Source organism: Williamsia sp. z71, from assembly GCF_059553375.1.
The window spans coordinates 48,586-73,480 of the sequence record NZ_JCANWX010000014.1; the positions used below are offsets into that span (position 1 = coordinate 48,586).

The window sequence follows — 24,895 nt, forward strand, 5'->3', positions numbered from 1 at the left end:
GCTCCGCGGCTCATGAGTCCGCCAGGAACTTCAGGATCGCCGGAGCGGCCTGGACCCAGGTGTCGAACATGTTGAAGCCGTTGGATCTACCCGACGCGCGGTCTTCCATCGCACGTTCCCAGGCATCTTCGGGCCACGGTGGATCGATCAGGACGGAACCTCTGATCAGGCAGCTGACCTCCAGCGAGGTGCGTTTGGGATGGTCGAGGTCGTTCTCCCCGCCCCGGATGATGAGGGTGGGAACGGTGATGCGGTCGAACAACTCGTCTTCGACTCCGGGGATCGTCTGGCCCGGCTTCGAGACGTAGCTGCCGAGCCACCGCAGCGAGAGTTTCACGAACTCGTCCGGGTCGAGGTCGAGCAATCGCTGCTTGTTGGCCGGATTCTCCTCGATCCGGTCACGCCATTCGCGGAGCCGAAGCAAACCTTCGGCGCCAAGTCCGCGGACTGCCTGCAGGCTCGGAAGTACATAGTGCGCACCGAGATTGAACGTTCCGTAGATACCACCGACGATGTTCCACAGGGCCAGTTTGCTCACCAGTTCCGGGTAGAGAATGGTCAGCACCATCGAGTCCCGGGCGCCGCCGGATCCGCCGGCGAGTATGCACGGCCGGCGACCGAGCCCGTTCAGTAGTTTCGCGAGTGTCTCGGCGCGCATGTGGGATTCGGACCGGCCATAGAACTGGACGTCGGAGGCTCCGCAGTTCGGGCGATCCCACAGCAGGACGGAGTAGCCACCGTCGACGAGTGCCTGAGCCAGCGGGCGCAGGCCCGGGATGTCTTTGCCGAACCTGCCACCCGGGGTCAGGACGATGAGTTCGTCCGAGGTACCGAGGATTTCGTAGACGACGTTGCCGCCGTTGATTTCCATGACGGATGGACTGGACAACGTTTCTCCCGTGCTCATGCGGTGACGAGCACGTCGTCGCCGACGACCCGCACCGGGTAGGTCCGGATGCTCCACTCGGGCTTCACCGCGGTTGTCCCGGTGGACAATTCGAAGCCCCACTGATGCCAGGGGCAGTAGATGAACTCCAGGTCGCGGACCATCACCGCATCGCCAGGCACACTGTCGTCGACGATGGTGCGCCCGCGGGCCCGGCCGGAACACAGCGGACCGCCTTCGTGGGGGCAGTAGTTGGCGATGGCGTAGAAGGTGCCGCCGACGTTGTAGACACCGACACCGTGACGCCCGATCGGGACAACCTTCGAGCTACCCGGCGGGATCTCGGCCACCGTGGCGACCACGTGCTCACGTCCCTGCGCGAGCCGGGCTGATGTGGCATCGGCCGGTGTCGTCTCCTCTGACATCTCAGAACACCCTGACCTGATTCTCGAGGGCCGGGACGAACTCCGGCAGGTGGTAGGTCTCGATGCCGTTGCGGAACATGACCGCATCGCGGGTATGCCGGGGGAGGTGCTTGACCAGCCAGCGGGGGTCGTCGAACGTCCAGTGCGGATAGTCCGAGGAGAACAGCAGGATCTTGTCGGCCTCCATCCACTCGAAGGCGCGGGTCAGTTCGGTCTTGTCCTCCGGGTAGTCCAGCGGCTGGGTGGTGAACTTGATGTGTTCCTTCACGTACTCGGACGGCTTGCGGGTGATCGACATGAACGACTTGCGGGCCTGGAAGATTGCATCCATCCGCCACATCAGCGGCAGGATCCATGTGAACGCGTGCTCGACGAACACCACTCGCAGCGCCGGGAACCGATCGAAGACCCCGTCGAAGATCAGGCTCATGATCTGGTTCGCGGCCAGGAGGGAGTAGGTGACCATGAAATCGTGGTTGTAACTCGGGAACCCCACCGGCGGCATGGGCATCGTCTCGAACGCGCCGCGGCCCAGATGGCAGCTGACCGGGAGGTCGTATTTGACCGCGGTCGCCCACACCGGGTCGTTGGCGGGATTACCCCACGCCGGGCGTGGTTCGGCCTTGATGAGGATCTGGGCCATGTACTCGTGCCCGGCCCACTTCTCGATTTCCCGGACGGCGGCCGCGGGATCGTCGATGCCGGCGCAGATCGAACCCCGCCAGCGCTGGTGCCAGTTGTTGTGGGAGTCGAGCCAGTGGGCGTCCAACCAGCTGTTGACGCCGGTCGCCAGCGCCGCGGTGGTTTCGGGGAGCCGCGTGGCCTTGACGGACGGTTCCAGGATCGCGATGTCCGAACCGGCATCGATGATGAGCTGGCGAAAGGCCAACTCGGGGTCGCTGCCGGGAAATTCCCCGTCCGCCGGGAACGAGTCGACCCGCATCGCGTAGGAGTGCGCGTAGTCGGGCGCGTCGTAGATGATCGTGTCCCCGACCCGGTGGCTCAGGAAGTACTCGCTGCGATACGGCTCCGGGATGTGGTCGATCAGCTCGCCGCGCCGCGGAACGGGGTGGACGTCGGAGTCGACGACCCGGACCGGGATCATCTCGGTATCGGGTGTGTGCTCGCGGATCTCGCTGGTGGTCATGGCTTCTCCTTCACGCGGTCTCTGGTGCCGTCAGTGCGGCGCAGACGTCGATGCCGTAGAGAGCGGCGGCATTTTGCCAACAGAGCTTCTCGCGCTGTTCGACGCTCAACGAGTCGGGCAACGCCTCCAATGAGTTGCAGTGCCAATGGGGATAGCTCGAACCGAACATCACCATGTCGTCTTTTCCGGTGTAGCCGAACCACTCTCCGGCGAAGTCGGTGTTGCCGGGGCCATCGATGCTGCTCTGCACGAAGTGGACGTGCCCGGGTAGATAGGCGCTCGGCATGCGCGGAGCCCACGGCGTCTGCTCGAGATGCGGGCGGCCGAACGTGTCCATCCGCCAGATGAAGGGCGTGAGCAGGTCGGCGCCGCCGTCGGCCCACACGAACTTCAATCCCGGGATCCGTTCGAAAACGCCCTCCGCGATCATGTTCATCAGGTGATAGATGTAGTTCAGGTCCATGAAACCCAGGTACTGCTCGTACGTCCGGGCATGACCCGACGGGGTCGGGGGGAACGCGATGCTCTCGCCGGTCTCGATATGAGCTGCCACCGGCAGGTTTGCATCCGCCGCGGCCTCCCAGATCGGCCAGAACTGCGGTTTGCCGTACAGCTCGCGCGACTGCAGCGGGACACCGAGCTGGACCACCCGGGGATGATCTTTCCAGCGGTCGATTTCGCGGAGGGCCCCGGTGACATCCTCGGGATTTATCCGGATCGTTCCCCGGAAGCGATCCCCGAACTCTGCCGACTCGAGCCAGCGCGACACCATCATCTGGTTGTGGGCGGCCAGCACCGCACTGGTCAGGTGCCGGTCGGGAAGGATGCCGCGGGTCATCGGGTGCAGGATGGCGATGTCGACACCGCGGTCGACGAACAGGTGCCCGGCGACCAGTGCCGGGTCTGAGCCCGGATACCCGCGGCCCGGACCACGGGTGCCGGGCGCATACTCACCACCGGGCGCGCCGTACCAATCCATCTCGGCGTCGGGGATGCCGCGGCTCTTGAACGGTTCTCGCAGGAAGCCACGCATGTCTTTGTTCGAGGTGAAGAAGATGTGCACGCTGGCGTCGATGACGGGCGTGGTGGTGCCGTCCGGGTTGACCCTCATCGTTTGCTCTTCTCTCGGACCGTGGTGACCGGTGCGGCGAGTTCCTGTTCAGCACACTGTTTTTGGAGTTTGGCGAGGGTCTCGTCCAGACCCGGGCCGAGTTTGGGGCCCGGCGTGAACGTCGCAGGTAGGTGGCGCATCCCCTGGATGACACCGATGGTGTCGTAGTGGACGGCCGCATCGGGATCACACTTGTAGTCGGGCATGCGATCGAGTACTGCGAGGAGCATCGACTTGAAAACCGTTCGTGCGACGTTGGATCCGATGCAGCGGTGGATCCCGAGGCCGAAGCTGTAGTGCCGGTTGGCCCCGCGGTCGAGTTGGATGGTATTCGGTTCGGGGAAGACCTCGGGGTCCCGATTGGCCATCGCCCACGAAAGCCACAGCCGCTCACCCTCTTTGAGGTCGGCGCCAGCGAAGGTGCAGTCACTCGAGATGGTTCGTCCGTCGCCGGGCGCCGGGGTGAAGTATCGCAGGAATTCCTCGGTGGCCGGATTCAAGAGGTCGTCGCGGTCCTGACTGAGGCGGGTCCGTTCGCCGGGATTCTCCGAGAGCCACTCGAGGGCATGTGCGGTCAGGGCTGTGGTGGTGTCGAACCCGCCGCCGATGATGAGACCGAGCATTCCGAGTACTTCGAGGTCCGGTGCCGGCTCCCCGTCGATCCGCATGTCGACCAGCGCCTGGATCAGCCCGGGCCGCGGGTTCTCGCGGATCTCGGCCACGTTGGACATCAGGTCCAGAGCCATTTCCTGATAAAGCTCGTAAACCCGGACCGCCTCGGGCGAGTTGACCGGCGTGTACACCGAGGCGTGCACCGGCTCGCAGTAGATGGACCACTTGTCCAGCGGCACACCGAGCATCGCCAGCGTGAGTACGGCGGGCACCACATTGGCCAGATCGTCCACGAAATCGATTGTCCCGCTTTCGATTTTTTCGTCGATGCTGGCGTCGACCACCTCTTTGATGAACGGTTCCCATCGCTTCACCGCCGCGGGCGAGAGGTACGGGTTGAGGATCTGGCGGTAGTGGTGGTGCTCGGGCTCATCCATCTCGAGCATGCCGCCCCGGGCGATCATTTCGTGCTCGGGTGTGGGAATGCTGATTCCCCTGTACCCCTTGCGAATTCCGTTGATGTCGTTGTCGTTCGATACGAAGGGGGAGCGCGCGAGCTCGAAGACCTCGTTGTTACCCGCGGCCACCCAATGTCCGTTGTAGGTTTCGGTCCAGGCGAGCGGGCACTTCTGATGCATCTCGGAGGTGATCGACTCGAACTGGAGTCGGTACTCGGGGGTGTGGCGATCGAAGTGCAAGCCGTTCCGCGTCGTCGGGCCGCCGGTGGATTGCTCTGTCGATTGTTCGGCGCTCACGTGAGATGTCCTTCCTTACGTCACAGTGTCGAAAGTGAATCAGATCTATTCGTAAACACCGATCTGTACGTCTCGGTAACTTTTATCGAAGGGCCTCGGGCCGAAGCCGCCCCGGTATCAGGAATGCTATTTCATTCCGGAAGAACGATCTTGTGGTTTGCGAGAATGCTACTCTACGGTCGATTCTGCAACAAGGTTTTTGGTCATCCGCGACCGGCTGGGCAGGGGTGAGTGAGTCCGCCGGAAAGCGCTGATTTCGGCCGATATTGGGACATTCGTACTGAATTCATCTGTCCGTGGTCGGTCCTCTTTCGCCACCGGCGAAGGTCTCGACACAAGGAGTGGAGCGTCGATGATGCGGGAGATCCCAGGCGATGTGCGCGCTCGTTACGAGGCGGAAGGGTGGTGGAGCGGGGAGACCATCGGGCAGATGCTGGACACGGGTTTGGCCGACGCCAAGGACCTCTCGTTCATCGTGCATTCCGACGCCCGGCCGTGGTCGGGGACGTTCGCCGATGTCGAATCGATCGCCCGCCGGCTCGCCGGCGGTCTGCGCTCGCGCGGCGTCGGGCCCGGTGACGTGGTGGCCTTTCAACTGCCGAACTGGATGGAGGCCGCCGCCACTTTCTGGGCATCGAGCCTGCTCGGCGCCGTCGTCGTGCCGATCGTCCACATCTACGGACGCCGTGAGGTCGAGTACATCCTGGCGGTCGCCCAGCCGACGGTCTTCATCACCGCGGAGCGATTCGGCCGGTTGGTCCATGAGCCGGAGGTTGCGGCCGACGTGCCCATCGTCGGTCTGGTCGGCCGCGACTTCGACGAGCTGTTGGCCGACGATCCGATGGCCGGTGCAGTTCCGGTCGATCCGGACGGCCCGGCGCTCATCGCATTCACCTCGGGGACGACCAGCGCGCCCAAAGGTGTGATCCACAGCCATCAGACACTCGGTTGCGAGACCCGGCAGCTGGTGGCCCAGAACGCCCAGGACACCGGCGCTGCGCTGACGGCGACTCCGGTGGGCCACTTCATCGGGATGGTCGGTGCGCTCCTCATACCGGTGCTCGATCGCCGGCCGGTGAACCTCATGGATGTCTGGGATCCGGGCCGGGCTCTGGCATTGATGCAGCGTGACGGTTTGTCGGTGGGCGGCGGGCCACCGTACTTCGTGACCAGCCTGCTCGATCACCCCGACTTCACCACTGAACATCTCGCACACGTTCGATATGTCGGTCTCGGTGGAGCCGCGGTGTCCCCGGCTCTGATGCAACGCCTCACCGACCTCGGAATAGTCGCGTTCCGCGCGTATGGGAGCACCGAACATCCGTCGATCACCGGTTCCCCGTTCGACGCCCCGCAGCGGTTCCGGCTGATGACCGATGGACGTCCCATGCCGGGTGTGGAGGTCCGGGTGGCCGATGACGGTGAGATCTTCAGTCGAGGTCCGGACCTGTTTGCGGGGTACACCGACGACGCGTTGACCGCCTCGGCATTCGACGGCGATGGGTGGTACCGGACGGGCGATATCGGGGTGATCGACGCCGATGGGTGCCTGACCATCACCGACCGAAAAGCAGACCTCATCATTCGGGGTGGTGAGAACATCAGCGCCCTCGAACTCGAAGAAGTGCTCCTGCGGATGCCTGCGGTTGCCGAGGCCGCAGTGGTTGCCGTCCCTGATCGGCGGCTCGGTGAGCACGCTGCCGCCGTCGTTCGCGTCCGCGAAGGATATGAACTCCCGGCCATGGAGAATGTCCGTTCACATTTCGATGAATGTGGGGTTGTCCGCCACAAATGGCCGGAACAAATAGCCGAATTGGCCGACTTTCCCAGGACCCCGAGTGGGAAAGTCCAAAAGCATTTGATTCGACGCCAGAATCTATTTCAATCGCAGCAAACGCACTGATCATGACGACATCAATGGCGCCATTGTCGCCAACCAGGTGAGAGGACATCTCGTGTCAGACATCCACGAACGTCCGGTCGGCGAGCGCACCGCCGCAACGGAACCAGTGTCATATGACCGTGAGGTCGACGTCCTCGTCCTGGGGACGGGCGCCGCCGGGATGACGGCGGCGTTGTCCGCCGCGCACGCCGGTGCCTCGGTGGTCATCTACGACAAGGCGGCAACCGTCGGTGGTACGAGTGCGGTCTCGGGTGGGATCGCCTGGATACCGGCGCATCACCGCAGTCCCGATGGCGAGCTGACCGTCGCCGATGCCCTGAGCTACCTGCGGGCGCAGTCGCTGGACTCGATGGATGACGACCTCGTCGAGGACTTCGTCCGCACCGGGGAGACGATGGTCGACTTCGTCGAGGCGCACAGCGCGCTCCGGTTCGAGATCGCGGACGGCTTCCCGGACTACAAACCGGAATTGCCCGGTGGTCGGCCGTCGGGTGGGCGTTCGCTGAGTCCGATCCCTTTCGATCTCAATCGACTGGGGGAGTGGAAGGATCGGATCACCACCTTTCCCGCGGACTGGAGCAACGTCGGTTTTGATGCCGAGACCCGGGCCAGGCTCAATGCATCCGTGGATGTTTCGGACTCGTCGAGTATCTGCGTCGCCGGTGCCGCCCTGATCGGTGGATTGCTCCGAGGATTGCTCGATGCCGGGGTCGTCCCCGAGACCGGTGTCCGCGCACGTCGACTCATCACTGAATCCGGGCGGGTGGCCGGCGTGCAGATGGTGCAGGGCGACAAGGAGTTTGCGGTCCGGGCCCGACGGGGAGTCGTCCTGGCGACCGGGGGTTTCGAATGGGATCGGTCGCTGGTCAAGGCGTACCTTCGAGGTCCGATGCATGGTCCGGTGTCACCGCCGAACGGCACCGGAGACGGGCTTCGGATGGCGATGGCACTCGGCGCCGACCTCGGGAACATGAGTGAGGCCTGGTGGGTCCCGATCGTCCGGATCCCGGGTGATCTGATCGAGGGCAGACCACGCAGCCGAAGCGTTCGGCTCGAGCGCACCCGCCCGCGCAGCATCATGGTCAACCGTGCCGGTGAGCGGTTTGTCAACGAGGCGTCCGAATACAATTCGATGGCCGGAGCGTTTCATTATCTGGACCCGAAAGGTGGTTACGTCAACGACCCCGGCTGGATCGTGTTCGACGCTTTGCATTTCAAGCGCTTCGGCTTTTTGGGAGTTGATCCGAAAGACGCGGTTCCAGAATGGTTTTCGGAGTCGCGGGATTTACGTGAACTCGCCACGAAGGTGGGAATCGATTCTGACGGGCTGGAGAAAACGGTGGCCCAGTGGAATCGGAATGTCGCCGCCGAGGTGGACCCGGACTTCGGCCGGGGCTCGAGTGCCTACGACGGATGGTGGGGTGACGAGAACGCGCCGACCGTCGCCGGGCGCACCCTCGGACCCCTGGACACCGGGCCCTTCTATGCCGTCCCGGCGACGGTGGGTGCCATGGGTACCAAGGGTGGGCCACGGACCGATCGTGATGCGCGGGTCCTGCATGTCGATGGCGGGGTGATCGACGGACTCTTTGCGGTCGGCAACGCCATGGCGGGGGTGACCGGACGCGCGTACGGCGGCGCAGGCGGGACGATCGGGCCCGGCATGGTCTGGGGGCTTCGTGCAGGTCACCGCGCTGCAACCGGCGCATCGCTGTAGGCGCGCGCTGCCGGATTCGCCCGGTTTCGGCAGAGCCGTGGACGGCGCGGCGGCCCGGGTGTTGATAATCTCGCACTCACAGGCACCCCCTGCCGGCGCACCCGCGCCAGGTGGGCCACGGTGGCGAACGTGAGCGTGAGGCCGGAGGTGGCAGTGGGCGTCAAGGGGCCGTCGAGGCCGACAAAAGCCGATGTCGCCCGCCTGGCCAAGGTTTCTCCGGCGACCGTGAGCTACGTCCTGAACAACGTCGCCGGTCAGAAGATCTCCGCCCAGACCCAGGCGGTCGTGCGGGACGCCGCCGAGACGCTCGGTTACCGGCCCAACCTGGCGGCCCGGAATCTTGCCGTGGGCGGCAGTGGCGTGGTGCTGTACGTGCTGCCCCGCATGGCGCTCAGTGAGCTGCCGATCGAGGTCGGCAGCCGCCTGACCACGGCGTTGGCCAAGCACGGTGTGGTGGTCTCGCTGCAGTTCGAGACCAGGGATCCGGCGAGTATGAGCGGCGCGATCGCGAATCTGAACCCGATTGCGGTGACCAGCATCTTTCCGTTGTCCGGCGAAGCCCGTGCGGTGGTCGAAGCCGCCGGCATCCGGCATATCGACGTGGTCAGTACCCACCTGACGGGATTCGATTCGCTGAACCTGTCCGTGGGCGAGCTGGTGGTCGACCACCTGATCTCCAAGGGCCACAGCAACCTGGCATTTGCCGGTATCGACGTGCCCAAGCAATTGGCACTGAACGGTTTTCGTCGTGACGGTGTTCGTGCGGCCGCCCGAGAGCGAGGGCTTCCCGAGGTCACGACCGGGTCGTTCGATCCCAGTGGCTCGAATGCGGCGGCAATTGTCACCGAGTGGGCGGACCGCGGCGTGACCGCCATCTACGGCGCGAGCGACGAGGCGGCGTTTGTGGTGCTCCACGGGTTGCGTGAGGCGGGTTTGCGGTGCCCGCAGGACATTGCGGTCATCGGTGGTGAGGCCAGCACCCTGGGGCCGGTGAGCAACCCGCCGCTGACCACCGTGAAGATCCATGCCGGTGCGATCGTCGACGCGGCCGTGGCTGCGATGATGCGTGAGCTCGGGTATCAGCCCGAGGAGGATCCCAGCAGTGCGAACGTCTTTGAGTTGATCCGGCGTCAATCGACCTGATCACGCCTGGTCGAACACCTCTGAAATCGCCTGATGAATCAACTCCGCAAATTCGGTGACGTCAGTCACTTACGCGTGTAAGCTCACCAGCAGTTCAAAAGCTCGAGTCAGTGCAAAGCTCGAATCAGTCCACAACCGGCCTGGCAACAAGTTGAAATGCTCCCGGCGCATGTGAGGCCCGCAATTTCGGGTGGCTGCCGGGATGGATCGTGCGAAGAACATCAGCCACTTTCGGATCTCCGGGTGGTCTGCGAAGCGTGCCGAGCCTGGGTGTACGGCACAGAGGGAGGGGCAATCCGGTGACAGTGAGTGCAAATAGTGATGTTCATTTCGACCCTTATGACGTGGAATTGAATGCCGATCCGTATCCGATGTTCCGGCGGCTCCGGGAAGAGTCCCCGCTCTACTACAACAGCGAACACGACTTCTACCTGCTCAGTCGCTACGCCGATGTCCACGGCGCGCTGGCAAGCCCCACGACCTTCAGTTCTGCGCGTGGTGCGATTCTCGAGCTGATCAGGGCGAACATCGACATCCCGCCCGGTGTGCTGATCTTCGAGGATCCGCCGGTTCACACCGTTCACCGAAAGCTCTTGGCTCGAATGTTCACGCCCCGCAAGGTGTTTGAGCTGGAACCGAAGATCCGTGAGTTCTGCGCTCGCAGTCTTGATCCATTGATCGGTGCCGAAGAGTTCGACTTCGTCGCCGACCTCGGTGCGCAGATGCCGATGCGGGTGATCGGGATGCTGATCGGAATCCCGGAGGCAGATCAGGTGGCCATCCGGGAACACGCCAATGCCCAGATGCGTACAGAGGCGGGCAAACCGATGAAGGCCGCTGAGGAAGGGATCGACACCGGTGAGATATTCGCCGACTACATCGACTGGCGCGCCAAACATCCTTCCGATGACATCGTGACCGAATTGCTCAACGTCGAGTTCGAAGATGAAACCGGGACGACCCGCAAACTCACCCGCGCAGAGTTGCTCACCTATGTCAACGTGGTTGCCGGAGCAGGCAACGAGACGACCACCCGGCTGATCGGATGGGCCGGCAAGGTTCTCGCCGAGCATCCAGATCAGCGGCGTCAGCTCGTCGAGGACAATGCCTTGATACCCAAAGCGATTGAAGAGCTGCTGCGGTTCGAGCCACCAGGGCCGCATGCGTCGAGGTATGTGACCCGCGACGTCGAATACCACGGCCAGACCGTACCGGCGGGCAGCGTGATGATGTTGCTGCTGGCCTCCGCCTGCCGCGATGATCGCCAGTTCCCCCCGAACGGTGATGTTTTCGATATCAATCGCGAAGTCCGCCCGCACCTTGCCTTTGGTATCGGCACACATTTCTGCCTCGGCTCGTCGCTGGCCCGACTGGAAGGACGGATTGCCCTCGAAGAGATTCTGAAGCGATTCCCGGAATGGGACGTGGACCTGAGCCGTGCGACCTTGTCCCCGACCTCGACGGTCCGGGGTTGGGACGCGATGCCCGCCATCATCCGCTGATCACGTGGAAGTGAAACCCATGACAACCACCGAACTGCCCGTACCCAGGTCGTGGGACGAGATCACGGGTGAGTGGATGACCATTGCGATCTCGCGACATCACCCGGGGGCGGTGGTGGATCAGGTCGAGGTGGTGCTGCGCGACGACGGAACCAACCGCCGAGCACGGTTGGGTTTGACCTACTCGTCAGGGTCCGGGCCCGCGACGGTGTTCGTGAAGGGCGCCGACCCGGCGCATACCGAACTGATCGCACTCACCAGCGGCCTGTATCACGAGCCTCGTCTGTTCAACTCCAACCTCGCACTGCCCCTTGAACATCCGACTGTCTATGCGTCGCTCACCGACGAGGGGAACGACAACTTTGTCCTTGTGATGGAGGATCTGACCGCGCGTGGAGCCGATCCGCGTGACGCGACGCGCCCGCTGTCGGTTGCTCAGGCCGGCAGTGCTGTGCGAGGCCTTGCGCGACTGCACGGAGCGTATTGGGGCGCACGGTCGAAGCGTCCTGAGTTGAGTTGGGTCGAACCATTTGTTCCGTGGCCAGGGATGGAATACGCGCCCCTGCCCGCTGCGCTGGACCGTCTCGGTGACGCGGCACCCCCGCAGGTGAGGGCACTGACCATCGATCACCTCATCAATGGTGTCTGGGCGCCGTACATCCGCACCCTGACCACGTCGGACCAGACATTGCTGCATGGTGACGCACACATCGGCAACTCGTACGTGTTACCTGGTGACGAGGTGGGATTCTTGGACTGGCAGGTGGTTCGACGCGGGAACTTCGGTCTCGACCTGGGCTACTTCCTGCAGGGCGCGTTGACAATCGACGACCGCCGCAATCACGAACGCGACCTCCTCGAAGAGTATCGCGGGGCGCTCGGGCTCCCCGCCGACGAGCTTCCGAGTCGAAACGAGGTCTGGCGGCAGTACCGCGCCTCGGTGGCACACGGTCTGGCCGTTTGGCTGTGCACGGCCAGCGCCGGCGAATTGTGGCAACGGCCGGACATCGCTATCGCACTCGCCGAACGTTATTCGGTGGCCTACTCGGATCTGGAGACAGCGCAGGCTCTCGAGAGCTTCGATACCTGATCTCATCGCGACGACTCGTCTACTGCACCGACCAGACACCGGAGATGACAAGTGCCAGAACATGAAAGCGTCTGGGGTGACCTCCAGGGTGTTGCCTTCGAGCAGGGTTACCTGACGGTCGGTGGCATCCGGACCCGCTACCTCCATGCCGGCGACCACACGATGCCGGTGTTGGTGCTGCTCCACGGATCGGGCGGTCACGCCGAAGCCTATGTGCGCAATCTGGAGGCGCACGCCGAGCACTTCTCGACCTGGTCGATCGACATGCTGGGCCACGGTTACACAGACAAACCCGGACACCCACTGGAAATCCCGCACTACGTGGATCACTACCTCGGATTCCTCGATGCCATCGGCGCCCCGCAGGCCAGTCTGAGTGGTGAGTCTTTGGGTGGCTGGGTTGCTTCGCGCGTTGCCGCCGATCACCCGGAGCGCGTCGGGCGGTTGGTGCTGAACACGGCCGGTGGTTCGCAGTCGGATCCGGTGGTGATGGAACGGATCATCGATCTGTCGATGGCCGCCGCGCGCAATCCGTCCTGGGAGACCGTGCAGGCCCGGATCAAGTGGCTGATGGCGGACAAGTCGAAGGACTACGACGACATTGTCGCAAGCAGGCAGCGGATCTATCGGCAACCGGGATTCATCGATGCGATGAGCGACATCATGGCCTTGCAAGATCCAGACATCCGGACCCGAAATATGATGGGCCCGAAGGACTACGGGCGTATCACCGCGCCGACCCTGGTGCTGTGGACCAGTGACGATCCGACCGCGAACGTCGACGAGGGACGGCGGATCGCGGCCATGATCCCCGGTTCGCGCTTCGAGGTGATGCACGGGTGCGGGCATTGGCCGCAGTACGAGGACGCCAAGACGTTCAACGCGCTGCATCTCGAGTTCCTGTTGGGAGGGTGAGCCGTGTCCTCTGCACTCGACGGCGGGGCCACCGACCGTGATCAGGTCGGTCGCGCACCGCAGACCGCGCAGGTTGATGTCGTGATCGTCGGGGCCGGCCCGGTCGGACTCACCCTCGCCAACATCCTGGGCCTGCAGAATGTTCGGACGCTGGTGGTCGATGAGCGCAACACGCTGATCGACTATCCACGGGGGGTGGGCCTGGACGACGAATCCCTGCGCACCTTCCAGTCGATCGGCCTCGTCGACCGGGTCCTCCCGCACACCAGCCCGAATCAGATACTGCGCTTTGTCGACGCCAAACGCCGGCTGCTGGCCGAGATCGCGCCCACCGACACCTCATTCGGTTGGCCCCGGCGCAATGCGTTCGTCCAGCCGCTCGTCGACGCGGAGCTCCTGGCCGGGCTGGGGCGTTTCGATCATGTTCAGGTGGCCTGGAACTCCCCGATGGTGGCGGTCGACGACACCGGCGAGGGGGTGGTGGTGGAACTCGCCGGTACCGGCGGACGCCGGATCGTGAACGCGCGCTATGTGGTCGGATGCGATGGCGGGCGTAGTGCGACAAGACATCTGATGGGGGTGTCGTTCGAGGGGACGACATCACCGACACGATGGCTGGTCGTGGATCTGGCGACCGACCCGCTCGGACACCCGAACATCGAGGTGGCCGCGGACCCGGCGCGACCCAACGTGTCGGTGTCGATCGCCCATGGCATCCGCCGGTTCGAGTTCATGATTCACTCCGGCGAGAGTGACGAGGAGGCGCAGCGACCCGAATTCCTCGCGAAACTGCTCGCGCCCCTGGTGCCGTACCCGGACGACCTCGACGTGATCCGGCGTCGGGTGTACACCCACCACTCCCGCATCGCCGGTGCCTTCCGGAAAGGTCGGATACTGCTGGCCGGTGACGCCGCGCACCTGATGCCGGTGTGGCAGGGACAGGGTTACAACAGCGGGATCCGGGACGCGGCCAACCTGGGATGGAAGCTGGCCGCCGTGGTGACCGGTCGTGCCGATGACGTTCTCCTGGACACCTACGACAGCGAACGTCGCAGTCACGCCCGGGCCATGATCGATCTGTCGACGATGGTGGGCAAGGTCATCTCGCCGACGAACAGGCGGATTGCCGCCGCCCGAGATCTGCTGATCCGCAGCGCATCCGTGCTCCCCGCCTTGAAGAACTACGTGCTGACCATGCGATTCAAGCCGATGCCCCGGTATGAGCACGGTGCGGTGGTCCATGCCGATCCCCGTCCGGCCCGGTCAGCGGTGGGCACCCTGTTCATCCAGCCGAGCGTGGACACGCGGGATCGCAAAGGTGTTCTGCTCGACGACGTCCTGGGCACCTGGTTCGCAGTGCTGTGCTGGAACAACCATCCACGCACGGTGCTGGGGGAGCAGCAGTTCTCGGCGTGGAAAGCCCAGGGCGCCAGATTCATCACGGCCCGGCCGGGATGTCAGCTCGAATGGACCGGCCACGACGATCCCGATGTCATCGTCATCGGTGACAGCAGCGGCCACGTGAAGCGCTGGTTCGACGCACAGACGGACTCCGTCCTGTTCCTGCGACCGGACCGGTGTATTGCCGCAGCCTGCGTCGCACAACGTGCCCCGGAGACAAGTGCGGCACTGCTCGACGTACTCGGCTCAGGGCAGGTCAGATCTGGGCGAGCCGGATCAGGGGAAGGGGAAACCGATGCCACTGGCGCTCTGCTGCGTGTCACACAGCCCCCTGCTTGAACTCCCGGGCACACCGCCCGAACTCGTCGACGACGTGGGGGCCGCGCTCGAAGAGGCCGCCGACTTCGTCCGGAGTTGGGACCCTGAAGTGGTGGTGATCTTTTCACCGGATCACTACAACGGATTCTTCTACCGGGTGATGCCGCCGTTCTGCATCGGCAACGCCGCCCGGGGTGTCGGTGATTACGGGACGCAGGCCGATCCGCTGGATGTGCCGCGCGAGCTCGCCGATGCGTGCGCGCGGTCGGTGCTCGAGGCCGGGGTCGATGTTGCGGTCTCCGAATCGATGGACGTCGACCATGGCACCGTGCAGCCCCTGCAACGCCTGCTCGGTGATTCGCGGGCCCGGCCGGTGATCCCGATCTTCGTCAATTCCGTTGCGGCGCCGCTCGGTCCGTTGCGGCGGGTACGCGCGTTCGGGCAGGCGGTGGGTGAGTACCTGGGGGGTCTGGATCAGCGGGTGCTCGTCATCGGCTCTGGCGGCCTGTCACATGATCCGCCGGTACCGACACTGGCCACCGCGACGGGCGGCGCCCGGGAGCGAATGGTGCACGGCGGCGACCAGACCCCGCAGCAGCGTTCGGCGCGGCAGAGCGCGGTCATCGAGGCGGCGCGGGATTTCGCCGCCGGCCGTGGCCCACTTCGTCCGTTGAATCCGGATTGGGACCGTGAGTTCCTGGAGATCGTCGACACCGGCCGACTCGACGAGATCGACGGCTGGTCCAACACGCAGATCACCACCGACGCCGGCAATTCGGCACACGAGATCCGCACCTGGGTGGCGGCCTTCGCGGCGATGGCCGCTCAAGGGCCCTACGAGACGCCGGTGCGTTACTACCGCGCCGCGCCCGAGTTGATTGCGGGTTTTGCGATCCGGGCTGCCCAAAGCAGCGCCGAAGCCCGCCCATGACACACGAACCCGACAACCGCCAGAGGAGGACGCAGTGACGGATTCTGAGACAGCGGCGATCACCCCCGCCGGCGATTACGACAAAACTGTCGACGTACTGGTGGTCGGATCGGGCGGTGGCGGGATGACCGCGGCACTGGCAGCCGCTGACGCCGGACTGGACACCCTGGTGGTGGAGAAGGGCGCACAATTCGGTGGATCCACGGCGTTGTCCGGTGGTGGCATCTGGGTTCCGGGCGCGCCCGCCCAGCGCCGCGCGGGGTATTCCCCGGAACCGGCGGGTGTGCAGGAGTACCTGCGCGCAATCACCGAGGGCTTGGTCAGTGACGAACGCATCGCGCAGTACGTCCAGACCGCCCCCGAGATGATGGATTTTCTGGAGAGGTCCAGCCCGTGGCTGGAGTTCGTCTGGAAGCCGGGCTACGCCGACTATTACCCGGAACTGCCAGGGGGTTCCGAACGTGGCAGCACCATCAACGTTCCACCCATCGACCTGCGGGAACTCGGCGACGAAGAGCAGAACCTGTTGACGCCCCTGGCACTGGCTCCCAAGGGAGTGTGGCTCGGACCGAAGGACCTGCGCGCGTTCTATCGGATCCGGCAGTCCTGGACGGGTAAAGCAGTGCTCTTCAAGCTGCTGTGGCGCATGTTCCGGGCCCATGTGTTCGGTGACCGGATCGCCGCGATCGGCCAATCGTTGGCGGCCCGGCTGCGGCTGGCCATGAAAGAGCAGGGCATACCGCTGTGGCTGGACTCGCCGATGATCGAGCTGATCGAAGGGCCTGATCGATCGGTGCTCGGTGCGGTGGTCGGGCATGAGGGTGCCACGCTGCGGATCCGGGCCCGACGGGCCGTGATTCTCGCGACCGGCGGATTCGATCACGACATGGACTGGCGGCGCGAACACCAACCGGTCTTGGCGGAGGATTGGAGCTTCGGAAATCCGCTGGCCACCGGTGACGGGATCCGGGCGGCCGAGAAAGTCGGGGCCGCAACCGAACTGCTCGACGAGGCCTGGTGGTTTCCGGCCATCCAATGGCCTGACGGTCGAATGCAGTTCATGCTCAACGAGCGCATGATGCCCTCGCAGTTCGTGGTCAACGGTGCCGGACGCCGATTCTGCAACGAGGCGGCGCCGTACATGGACTTCAGCCACGCGATGATCGCCGGCGAGAAGACCGGGGTGACCCACATTCCCTGCTGGCTCATCACCGACTCGCGGTCGTGGGCGAGGTATGTCGTGGCAGGACACCTGCCGCTACCCAAGATTCCGTTCGCGCCGGTACCCACCGGGCGCAAGATGCCGAAGGAGTGGTTGCAGTCCGGAGTTGTCCAAGAAGGGTCCACCTTGGCAGAACTCGCCACCAAGATCGAGGTACCGGTCGACGAACTCACCAGAACCGCAGAGCGTTTCAACGACCTCGCCCGCCGAGGCCATGACGACGACTTCAATCGCGGTGACAGCAGCTACGACAACTACTACGGCGACCCGACCTTGCCCAACCCCAATCTGTACCCGGTGACGAAACCGCCGTACTACGCCTTCCGGATGGTCCTGGGTGATCTCGGAACCTCCGGCGGACTCCAGACCGACGAGTACGCCCGCGTCCTGCGCGACGACAGCTCACACGTCGACGGGCTGTACGCGGTGGGTAACACCTCCGGGGCGGTGATGGGCCGGAGCTACGCCGGGGCCGGGGCCACCATCGGCCCGGCGATGACGTTCGGATACGTCGCCGCGCGTCACATCGCACAGAATCCCGGTCCGGCCGAAGTCGCAGCACCGCAGGAGGATTCCGCTTCACCCTCGCAACCGTTTCATTCCCATCGGAGGTAACCAATGAAGATTTCCTTGTTCTATGAGTTCGCCCTGCCACGCCCGTGGACGCAGGACGACGAATACAAGATGTTCCAGGAGGGCCTGGCCGAGGTGGAGGCCGCCGACAAGGCGGGATTCTCGACGGTGTGGCTCACCGAACACCATTTCCTCGAAGAGTATTGCCACTCAACGGCACCCGAGATGTTCCTGGCCGCCGCCAGCCAGCGGACCAAGGACATCCGCCTCGGCTTCGGCGTGATGCACCTGCCGCCGGGGATCAATCACCCGGCCCGGGTCGCCGAGCGCGTATCGACGCTCGACCTCATCTCCGGCGGCCGGGTGGAGTTCGGAACCGGTGAATCGTCGTCCGTGGCCGAGCTCGCCGGGTTCAACATCGATCCGGCGGACAAGCGTGGACAGTGGGAGGAAGCCCTCGAGGTGACCATCCGCTGCATGACCGAGGAGCCGTTCACCGGGTTCAAGGGCGAGCACATCGAGATGCCGGCCCGCAACGTGATCCCGAAGCCGTTCCAGAAGTCGCATCCGCCGGTATGGGTGGCCTGCACCCGTCCATCGTCGGTGCAGATGGCAGCGCAAAAGGCCATCGGTGCACTGAGTTTCGCCTACACCGGGCCCGGACCGCTCGGCGACCGCGTTGCCTCGTACTACCAGGAGTTCGAAGAGCGCGGTGTGCCGTCGACGCCGGAGATCAATCCGAACATCCTCGCGATCGGTGGCGACTTGTCGATGATGGTCGCGCCGACCGAGAAACAGGCACTCGACCGGCTCGGAGTCGGCGGCGGCTTCTTCTCGTTCGGGATCATGCACTACTACATGACCGGACAGCACATACCCGGCCGCACGGGCGTGTGGGAGCGGTACCTCGAAGAGGTGGCCAACGACGAGACCCTCGCCTACGGCCCGGGTCGCGGCGCCATCGGTTCGCCGGAGATGGTTCGCGAGTTCCTGCGTGGCTACGAGGAGAGTGGGGTCGACGAGATCATCCTGCTGCTCAATCCACGCTGTCACGAGGCGACGATGGAATCGATCGAGCTGATGGGCAAAGAGGTCCTGCCGGAGTTCATCGAACGGGACGAAAAGGCCGTCAAGGCAAAGGCTCAGCGACTCGCCCCGGTCATCGAGAAGGTGCAGGCGCGTCGCCCGGAATCGCGCGCGCCGGAGTTCGACCCGAACTACTCATTCGGTGGCCTACCGACCGGTCGTGGCGGAAGCTTCACCGCGAGTGAGATTCCCGAGGCGATGGCAGAGATCAACGAGGGCCGGGTCCAGGCGGCACAAGCCGCGAAGGAGGCGGCGGCACAGTGATCGCCACGGCGCAGGTATTCCGGTCATGGGCCATCTAGACCAGCTGTTGCGCTACGACGGCCGTCGTGTCGTGGTCACCGGATGCTCGTCGGGCATCGGTGAGCAGGTCGCGCGGCAGAGTGCCGAGCTGGGTGCCGACGTCATCGGTCTCGACATATCTGCGCCGGGTCAGGATTCCCCGATCAGCGAGTTCCATCAGGTGGACCTCGCTGATCGGGGGTCGATCGACCGCGCCGTCGCCGCGATCGGCGGCGGCGCGGTCGATGCGCTGTTCAACGTTGCCGGCGTGTCCTCCGGGATCGGGAACTCGCTGCTGGTGGTGACGATCAACTTTCTCGGCATGCGACATCTGACCGAATCATTGGTCTCCCGGATGCCAATCGGATCGTCGATCACCTGCGTCTCATCGATGGCCGCGTCCGGGTATCGCGACAATCGGGCCACCGTCGCGGACCTGCTCGGCACCGGATCGATGGCCGAGGGTGTGCAGTGGTGTCGGGAACATCCGGCAGCCCACGCCAACGGTGGCTACACATTGTCCAAAGAGGCGATCATCCACTATTGCATACGGAACTCTGAACACCTTGGTGCGCAGGGCATCCGGATCAACTGCACGGCCCCGGGCGTGACCGAGACGCCCATCCTCGATCAGCTGCGCACCGCGTACGGTCCGGAGTATCTTGACGACATACCGAAACCGTTGGGCCGGGTGTCGACCTCGCCGGAACAGGCTGCGGTTCTGATCTTTCTGGGTAGCAACGCCGCCAGTTACGTGTCCGGCCAGGTGGTTTGGGTCGACGGCGGAATCGTGAACAGCAACGAGCTGCGTGAGCCCGTCTCAACCCTCGGGGTCACCGACCATCAAGCACCTACACATGACACAAGGAATTGACATGAGCGACCACAGTGGAGTCAGTACCGTCGAACCGATCACGATGTCCACCATGAAGGACTTTCGCCGTGTTGCCGACGAGGTCCGGAACTGGGGCCGGTGGGGCAGTGCCGACGAACTCGGCACCCTCAACTTCATCACGGCCGACAAAGTGGCGGAAGGGGCATCTCTGGCCAAGGCGGGCAAGGTTTTTCCGCTGGGCGTCGACTTCGGATCGTCCGGACCCCAGGGCGCCTTCAAGTTTCGGCAGAACCCCGTCCACGTGATGACGGTGGACGGCGGCGACGCCGAAACCCTGGTCAAGCACTGTACGGATTGGGATATCAACTCGGTGGGCCAGGAACTGAGCGGGTTCTTTGCCGGTGAGGACAATCCGTTCCGGTTCAACGACGACATGATCATCATGCCGCTGCAGGCCGCGACGCAGTGGGACGCCCTCTCACACGTGTACTACGAGGAGAAGTTGTACAACGGCTTCCCCGCGGATTCGGTGACGAGCATGGGCGCCAAGCACTGTGGGATCGACAAGGTGGACAGCAAAGGGATCACCTCTCGTGGCGTGCTCCTCGACGTGGTCCGCCACCGTGGGGCCGACCTGTACCTCGAACACGGCCAGACGATCACCCCGGCCGAACTCGACGACGTCGCCCGGGCACAGGGCGTCACCATCCGACGCGGAGACATCGTCCTGGTCCGAACGGGTTGGTGGGCCAGGTTCCTGACCACCGGTGCCGGATCCGAACCCGGAGCCGGACTCGATTGGACCTGCGCATCGTGGTTGCACGATCATGAGGTCGCCGCGGTCGCGTCGGACAACCTGATGGTCGAGGATCCGGTGTCGGCGGTCGAGGGGACGTTCCTGCCGATGCACATGCTCTGTCTGCGCGACATGGGATTGATGCTCGGCGAGTACTGGGATCTGACTGCCCTGGCCGCCGATTGCGCGGCCGACGGAATCTACGAGTTCCAGCTGGTGGCACCGCCTTTGCGGGTCACCGGTGCCGTGGGGTCGCCGGTCAATCCGATAGCGATCAAGTAGCCGGCGATGACGCACAGTACGACGGCGACAAACCGGGCCACGGCGACGGACGCGCCCACGGCGGCGGTAGATGCCGGGCCCCTGGTGGTGGGACTCGGCGGCACGCTGCGCACCAACTCGTCCACCGAGCGGGTGTTGCGGTACTGCCTGGACTCGATCGAGCGGCAGGGCGGACACACCGAGATCTACAGCGGCGCCGACCTCGACATGCCGATGTACTCGCCGCACGAACTCGAACGCACACCACAGGCGCGCAAACTGGTCGATTCCCTGCGCGGTGCCGATGCGGTGATCGTCTCGTCCCCGGGCTATCACGGCGGGGTCTCGGGGCTGATCAAGAATGCGATCGACTACATCGAGGACCTGCGCGACGAACCGCGGACCTACCTGGACAACACGCCATGGGGTTGTATCTCCTGTGCTTACGGCTGGCAGGCAGCGGTGGGAACGCTCGGACAACTCCGGTCCATCGGACATGCGCTGCGGGCGTGGCCCACACCGCTGGGTGTGGCCATCAACTCGGCCGACCAGATCTGGGATGACGCAGGCCAATTGACGGACCAGGCGGTTCGGGGACAGCTGGACATGCTGGCCGCGCAGGTGCTGGCCTTCGCGAGAGCCGGTGGGCGGCAGTCATGACGAACTCCGGCAGCCGGACCTCACCCGCCCACATCGTGCGCAGATATGTGGTGGTGGACGGGCACTCGACCAGCTACCTCGAGGGCGGGGTAGGTGAGACCGTGGTGCTCCTGCACGGTGGAGAGTTCGGTGCCGGTGCGGAATTGGGCTTCGAGCGCATCCTCGGTCCGCTCGCCGAGCGGTTTCACGTTCTGGCACCCGACCTGCTGGGCTTCGGGGAATCGGCAAAAGTGGTCGACTTCAACGACGGCCGAGGTCTGCGCATACGACATGTCGCCGCACTGTGTCGGGTGCTGGGTGTGGACTCGGCACACTTTGTCGGGAACTCCATGGGAGCGGTCATGCTGTTGGCCGATCTGACGTCGGACCGTCCGGTGTTGCCGGTGCGGACTCTGGTGGCCATCTGCGGCGGCGGCGAGATCCAGCCGGGCCCACACATGCAGGCGCTGTATGACTATGACGCGACGATGCCCGCCATGCGCCGGATCGTCGAGGCCCTTTTCCACGATGCCTCGTACCCCGCGGACGGGGACTTCGTCCGTCGACGGTACGAGTCGTCGACCGCGCCGGGTGCCTGGGAAGCGGTGGCCGCCGCCCGGTTCCGGCGACCGGACACGGCTGCGCAGGCCGCCGCCGGTACCGGTTCGGGCGGGTTGGTGAATGACCGGCCCTACGAACGGATCGGCGTACCCACGCTGGTCGTCGAGGGTGAGTGCGACAAACTCTTGCCCCCTGGCTGGGCAAAGGAACTGGCCGACCGGGTGCGGGTGGGGACCTCGGCGGTGATTCCGCAGGCCGGTCATTGTCCGCAGATAGAACAGCCGGCCGCGGTGAGCCGGCTTCTCATCGAATTCTTCGAGAAACAGTGCGCGGAATCGCGCGCGACCGAACAACGGAAGTGATGGCGATGGGCGAACTGTCAGGCAAGGTCGCAGTGGTCACGGGCGGGTCCGCGGGGATCGGGGCTGCGACTGTCGAGCGGTTCTTGGCCGAAGGGGCGCGGGTGGTGATCGCCGACACAGATCTCGTCGGAGGCGAAACCCTCGCCGCTGCTCACGGACCCGAGGCGATGTTCCAGCCGACCGATGTCTCCGACCCGCGGCAGGTGGAACAGCTCGTCGCGGTGGCGGTCGATACCTTCGGTGCACTGGACATCATGGTCAACAACGCCGGGGTCCCCGGGGTCATGCACAAGAGCTTTCTCCAGGATGACCTGGCCGACTTCCATCACGTGATGGGGGTCAACCTCCTCGGGGTGATGCTCGGTACGCGAAATGCCGCCCGCCACATGGCGACTGCCGATGGCGGCTCGATCATCAACGTGTCCTCGGTCGGCGGCGTACTGGCCGGTGGTGGTGTGATGACGTACCGGGCATCCAAGGCCGCGGCGATCCACTTCACGAAATCGGCGGCCATCGAGCTGGCCGAATACGACATTCGCGTCAATTGCATTGCACCGGGCAACATTCCGACCTCATTGCTCGCCACTTCCGCGGCAAAGATGTCGCCGGAGGCCGGGGAGCGGTTCACCAGGGGCGTGCGCGAGGCCATGAAGGCCGACCGGCCGCTGGGGCGCGACGGCACGCCCGGCGACGTGGCAGAAGTGGCCCTGTACTTCGGTAGCGACCGGTCGTCGTATGTGACGGGAACGGTGCTGCCGGTCGACGGTGGCACGGTGGCCGGCAAACCGCTGAAGAAGCGGAACTTCTCGGACAAGCCGGCCACCGCTGCCCACAGCAACGGAGAAAGAAGGCCCGTATGAAAGTGACAGTCGAGCAATCCAAATGCATCGCTGCCGGACAGTGTGTCTTCGAGGCAGCAGATGTTTTCGATCAACGGGATGACGACGGGATCGTCGAACTGCTCAACGATCATCCACCCGCCGAACTGCATGGTCACGTCAGGGAAGCAGCGGCGGTGTGTCCTGCGATGGCCATCCACGTGGAGGAATGAGCGCACCCATCTCGCCGTGCACACCGCCCTCGATCTTCCGATAACCCGCTAAGGAGTGACCGTGTCTGATTCGCTGCCCAGCACAACAATTGATGGAACCGGTGATGTCCCGGACTACCCGATGGAGCGGTCGGCGCAGTGTCCGTTCGCGCCTCCGCCGCAGGTTCGGGCCCTCACCGAGATCGCACCGCTGAGCCGCGTCCGGATCTGGGACGGAAGCACCCCATGGCTGGTCACGGGGTACCCCGAGCTGAAGGCGCTGATGGGTGATCCACGGGTCAGCGTCGACGACAGGCGCCCGGGCTTCCCGCACTGGAACGAGGGCATGCTCTCGACGGTTGATGTGCGCCCGAGGTCGGTGTTCACCTCCGACGGTGCGGAACACACCAAGTTTCGTCGAATGTTGACCCGTCCCTTCACCTTCAAACGCGTCGACGCGATGCGCCCGGCCATCCAGCGGATCACCGATGAACACATCGATGCGATCCTGGCCGGCCCGCAACCCGCTGATCTGGTCGAAGGCCTCGCCCTGCCGGTGCCGTCGCTGGTGATCTCCGAGATGCTGGGTGTGCCCTACGAGGATCACGAGTTCTTCCAGGCACACGCGACGACGGGGGTCAGCCGGTTCGCCTCTGCGGAGCAGGCGGCCGAGGGTCGGACCGGATTGGCCAGATACCTGATCAAGCTGGTCAAGAAGAAGATGGACGAGCCTGCCGAGGACATCGTGACCGAGCTGGCCGAGCGGGTTCGCGCCGAGGAGCTCACCATGCGGGAGGCCGCACAGCTCGGCACCGGACTGCTCATCGCCGGCCACGAGACCAGTGCCAACATGATCTCGCTCGGCACACTGGCGCTGCTGCAGAACCCGCAGCAGCTGGCGCTGCTGCGCGATTCCGATGACCCGAAGGTGCTGGCCAACGCGGTCGAAGAACTGATGCGTTACCTGAGCATCATTCAGAACGGGCAACGGCGGGTTGCGGTGGAGGACATCGAGATCGGCGGCAAGACGATCAAGGCGGGGGAGGGCATCATCATCGACCTGGCCCCGGCGAACTGGGACGCCAGGGAGTTCCCCGAGCCCGACAAGCTCGATATTCTGCGGCCCGCCCGCCAGCAGGTCGGCTTCGGTTTCGGTGTTCACCAGTGCGTGGGTCAGCAGCTCGCGCGGGTGGAGTTGCAGATCGTCTTCCAGACGCTGCTTCGCCGCATCCCGAGCCTCGCGCTGGCGATCCCGTTCGAAGAAGTCGAGTTCAAGCACGACCGACTGGCCTACGGCGTCTATCAGCTGCCGGTCACCTGGTAGCGCAAACGAGCCGGAAATACGAAGACGAGCCACAAATTTGTGGCTCGTCTTCGTATTCCCGGCTCGTT

At 64.5% G+C, this 24,895-nt stretch carries 22 protein-coding genes; 17 read left to right on the top strand and 5 right to left on the bottom strand.

Going from position 1 to position 24,895, the window contains the following annotated elements:
- Positions 1–10: 10 nt before the first annotated feature.
- From AC51GR_RS24870 to AC51GR_RS24890, 5 genes are read right to left on the bottom strand one after another with little or no spacing between them, the layout of a single operon-like run.
- Positions 11–907, bottom strand: a complete 897-nt coding sequence (locus tag AC51GR_RS24870) for an alpha/beta fold hydrolase (protein ID WP_496327329.1) — start codon at positions 905–907, stop codon at positions 11–13.
- The gene (locus AC51GR_RS24875) at positions 904–1,311 is read right to left on the bottom strand and encodes a Rieske (2Fe-2S) protein (RefSeq protein ID WP_496327330.1); all 408 of its coding nucleotides are present in this window, start codon (positions 1,309–1,311) and stop codon (positions 904–906) included. The genes AC51GR_RS24870 and AC51GR_RS24875 overlap by 4 nt, the downstream gene beginning before the upstream one ends.
- Before the next feature lies 1 nt (position 1,312).
- Positions 1,313–2,458 carry an amidohydrolase family protein gene (locus tag AC51GR_RS24880; protein WP_496327331.1) on the bottom strand — a complete coding sequence of 382 codons (1,146 nt, stop codon included), beginning with the start codon at positions 2,456–2,458 and terminating at the stop codon, positions 1,313–1,315.
- A gap of 10 nt (positions 2,459–2,468) precedes the next feature.
- Entirely contained in the window at positions 2,469–3,569 is a 1,101-nt protein-coding gene (locus AC51GR_RS24885; RefSeq protein WP_496327332.1) for an amidohydrolase family protein, read from the bottom strand.
- Positions 3,566–4,936, bottom strand: a complete 1,371-nt coding sequence (locus AC51GR_RS24890) for a cytochrome P450 (RefSeq protein ID WP_496327333.1) — start codon at positions 4,934–4,936, stop codon at positions 3,566–3,568. Before AC51GR_RS24890 ends, AC51GR_RS24885 begins: the two co-directional genes overlap by 4 nt.
- Positions 4,937–5,291: 355 nt before the next feature.
- Between AC51GR_RS24890 and AC51GR_RS24895 the strand changes: the two genes are divergently transcribed.
- The 17 genes from AC51GR_RS24895 (at position 5,292) to AC51GR_RS24975 (ending at position 24,827) form a co-directional block, all read left to right on the top strand.
- Positions 5,292–6,839, top strand: coding sequence for an AMP-binding protein (locus AC51GR_RS24895; RefSeq protein ID WP_496327366.1), 1,548 nt, complete (start codon positions 5,292–5,294; stop codon positions 6,837–6,839).
- Between the two features lie 106 nt (positions 6,840–6,945).
- Positions 6,946–8,556, top strand: coding sequence for an FAD-dependent oxidoreductase (locus AC51GR_RS24900; RefSeq protein WP_496327367.1), 1,611 nt, complete (start codon positions 6,946–6,948; stop codon positions 8,554–8,556).
- A 153-nt stretch (positions 8,557–8,709) separates the two neighbouring features.
- Complete coding sequence (locus AC51GR_RS24905; protein WP_496327368.1) at positions 8,710–9,699, top strand: LacI family DNA-binding transcriptional regulator; 990 nt, start codon at positions 8,710–8,712, stop codon at positions 9,697–9,699.
- A gap of 299 nt (positions 9,700–9,998) precedes the next feature.
- Positions 9,999–11,201 carry a cytochrome P450 gene (locus tag AC51GR_RS24910; protein ID WP_496327334.1) on the top strand — a complete coding sequence of 401 codons (1,203 nt, stop codon included), beginning with the start codon at positions 9,999–10,001 and terminating at the stop codon, positions 11,199–11,201.
- Between the two features lie 19 nt (positions 11,202–11,220).
- Complete coding sequence (locus AC51GR_RS24915; protein WP_496327335.1) at positions 11,221–12,291, top strand: phosphotransferase; 1,071 nt, start codon at positions 11,221–11,223, stop codon at positions 12,289–12,291.
- 51 nt (positions 12,292–12,342) lie between these two features.
- Positions 12,343–13,206 carry an alpha/beta fold hydrolase gene (locus AC51GR_RS24920; RefSeq protein ID WP_496327336.1) on the top strand — a complete coding sequence of 288 codons (864 nt, stop codon included), beginning with the start codon at positions 12,343–12,345 and terminating at the stop codon, positions 13,204–13,206.
- A 3-nt stretch (positions 13,207–13,209) separates the two neighbouring features.
- Positions 13,210–14,946, top strand: coding sequence for a bifunctional 3-(3-hydroxy-phenyl)propionate/3-hydroxycinnamic acid hydroxylase (locus AC51GR_RS24925; protein ID WP_496327337.1), 1,737 nt, complete (start codon positions 13,210–13,212; stop codon positions 14,944–14,946).
- A complete protein-coding gene (locus AC51GR_RS24930) occupies positions 14,903–15,856 on the top strand; it encodes a 3-carboxyethylcatechol 2,3-dioxygenase (protein ID WP_496327338.1) in 954 nt (317 codons plus the stop codon). The genes AC51GR_RS24925 and AC51GR_RS24930 overlap by 44 nt, the downstream gene beginning before the upstream one ends.
- Positions 15,857–15,890: 34 nt before the next feature.
- Positions 15,891–17,693 (top strand): FAD-binding protein, encoded by a 1,803-nt coding sequence (locus AC51GR_RS24935; RefSeq protein WP_496327339.1) that lies wholly within the window; start codon positions 15,891–15,893, stop codon positions 17,691–17,693.
- Positions 17,694–17,696: 3 nt separating this feature from the next.
- A complete protein-coding gene (locus AC51GR_RS24940; protein ID WP_496327340.1) occupies positions 17,697–19,001 on the top strand; it encodes an LLM class flavin-dependent oxidoreductase in 1,305 nt (434 codons plus the stop codon).
- Positions 19,002–19,026: 25 nt separating this feature from the next.
- Positions 19,027–19,893: a coniferyl-alcohol dehydrogenase gene (locus tag AC51GR_RS24945; RefSeq protein WP_496327341.1), complete on the top strand. Its 867-nt coding sequence runs from the start codon at positions 19,027–19,029 to the stop codon at positions 19,891–19,893.
- Between the two features lie 43 nt (positions 19,894–19,936).
- A complete protein-coding gene (locus AC51GR_RS24950; RefSeq protein WP_496327369.1) occupies positions 19,937–20,932 on the top strand; it encodes a cyclase family protein in 996 nt (331 codons plus the stop codon).
- Between the two features lie 6 nt (positions 20,933–20,938).
- Positions 20,939–21,571 (top strand): NADPH-dependent FMN reductase, encoded by a 633-nt coding sequence (locus AC51GR_RS24955; RefSeq protein WP_496327342.1) that lies wholly within the window; start codon positions 20,939–20,941, stop codon positions 21,569–21,571.
- Complete coding sequence (locus tag AC51GR_RS24960; protein WP_496327343.1) at positions 21,568–22,473, top strand: alpha/beta fold hydrolase; 906 nt, start codon at positions 21,568–21,570, stop codon at positions 22,471–22,473. The genes AC51GR_RS24955 and AC51GR_RS24960 overlap by 4 nt, the downstream gene beginning before the upstream one ends.
- Positions 22,473–23,333 (top strand): SDR family NAD(P)-dependent oxidoreductase, encoded by an 861-nt coding sequence (locus AC51GR_RS24965; RefSeq protein ID WP_496327344.1) that lies wholly within the window; start codon positions 22,473–22,475, stop codon positions 23,331–23,333. Before AC51GR_RS24960 ends, AC51GR_RS24965 begins: the two co-directional genes overlap by 1 nt.
- A complete protein-coding gene (locus AC51GR_RS24970; protein WP_496327345.1) occupies positions 23,330–23,524 on the top strand; it encodes a ferredoxin in 195 nt (64 codons plus the stop codon). Before AC51GR_RS24965 ends, AC51GR_RS24970 begins: the two co-directional genes overlap by 4 nt.
- Positions 23,525–23,585: 61 nt before the next feature.
- Complete coding sequence (locus AC51GR_RS24975) at positions 23,586–24,827, top strand: cytochrome P450 (RefSeq protein WP_496327346.1); 1,242 nt, start codon at positions 23,586–23,588, stop codon at positions 24,825–24,827.
- The last annotated feature ends 68 nt before the right edge of the window (positions 24,828–24,895 follow it).